Source organism: Pseudomonas sp. SIMBA_041 (genome assembly GCF_046535095.1).
Taxonomy (GTDB): domain Bacteria; phylum Pseudomonadota; class Gammaproteobacteria; order Pseudomonadales; family Pseudomonadaceae; genus Aquipseudomonas; species Aquipseudomonas mucoides.
On sequence record NZ_JAWRXJ010000194.1, the window covers coordinates 1 to 282 of the forward strand.

Genomic DNA, 282 nt, shown 5'->3' on the forward strand with positions numbered 1-282 from the left:
GTGCGCGGCGTCGATCACCGCCGGCAGGAACTCGCGAGGCGACTGGCTGGCCTTGATGCTGATCATTTGCGAGCGCGGCACCATGATGTCGCGCACCTGCAGGTCAGCGACCTGGATGGCGCCTTCGACGATGGTCAGCGCTTCGCTGTCGAGCAGCTTGTTCTGATGGGCTTCGCGCAGCAGCTCTAGGAGCTCCTGGCGGTTTTTCGGCTCATGGGCAAAAGCCTGGGTCAGTTTACCCAACCAGGACTTTTGCCCGTTGCTCGATCGATCTTCGCTCAT

The 282-nt window shown here is 61.3% G+C and carries 1 pseudogene; it reads right to left on the bottom strand.

Features of this window, described 5'->3' with window-relative positions:
* Positions 1-282: pseudogene (locus SB725_RS30810) on the bottom strand (magnesium/cobalt efflux protein); the annotation flags it as partial.